Raw genomic sequence first — 897 nt, forward strand, 5'->3', positions numbered from 1 at the left:
TCGATGGTGCTCCACCCTCGCCGCCTGCCCCATAGTTTCTCATCCAGGCGAACAGCCGCTCCACCACCCAGCGGACCTCGTGCGGCAGGAAGCGCCCGTCCCGCGTGCCGCCGGGCGAAACCGAGACGTGGATGTCGTGCTCCAGCGCCGCCTCGGCAAAGGGCGCGCCCTTGAAGCCACTATCGCCGAGCAGATCCCCCTCGAAGCCCAGTGCAGCCAGCCGCGGCAGGGTTGGCAAAATGCCCGCCCGGTCATCCATGTTGGCCGGGTGCAGCTCGAGATCGAGCAGTGAGCCGTGCTTGTCGCAGACCACGAAGAGCTTGATGCCCTTGACCAGCTTGCCGCCATCGAAGCTGCGCACCCAGGCGCTCGGGGCGGAGCGCAGCGAGCGACTGTCGACCACCACCGCCGAGGGCAGGACCTCGTCGCCGCAGGCCAGACGCCAGTCGAAGGCGAGGCGCTGCCCGAGCCGGCGCCACAGCCCGAGCCGGGACCAGCGCGCGAAACGGCTGTGCAGGGTGGTGAAGGGAATGCCCGAGAGCAGCCCGGCAATGCGCCATTGCATGCCGCCGAAGGTCAGCATCCAGATCAGCCCGATGACACGCCGCCGCAGGCCATGGTTCGGCTTGCACCCCCGGCGATGCACGCCGACCCGCTCGCGGTCCATCGCCTCCAGTTCGGCCTCGACCGCGAAGATGAACACCTCGATGTCGGCCAGGATGTTCCAGCCGTCGCCGCGGTTGGGGCGAGGAACGGGTCGGGCGGAAGGCCATGGCAGATCGGCGGGGCTGAAGACGCTGGCGTGAGACATCGGCCTGATATGGTGCGGCGGGGCAGGCCCACTGCCCTATGTGTCGGAGCCGACACAGAGATCGAGGTTATTTCGCGTACAGATTC

1 protein-coding gene is annotated in these 897 nt (G+C 68.2%); it reads right to left on the bottom strand.

Features of this window, described 5'->3' with window-relative positions; all coding sequences use genetic code 11:
- A partial coding sequence (locus Q7A36_RS40240) for a transposase (RefSeq protein ID WP_305109399.1) occupies positions 1-811 on the bottom strand: 811 nt, incomplete at its 3' end.
- Positions 812-897: the final 86 nt, after the last annotated feature.

This window comes from Paracraurococcus lichenis (assembly GCF_030657435.1).
Classification (GTDB): domain Bacteria; phylum Pseudomonadota; class Alphaproteobacteria; order Acetobacterales; family Acetobacteraceae; genus Paracraurococcus; species Paracraurococcus lichenis.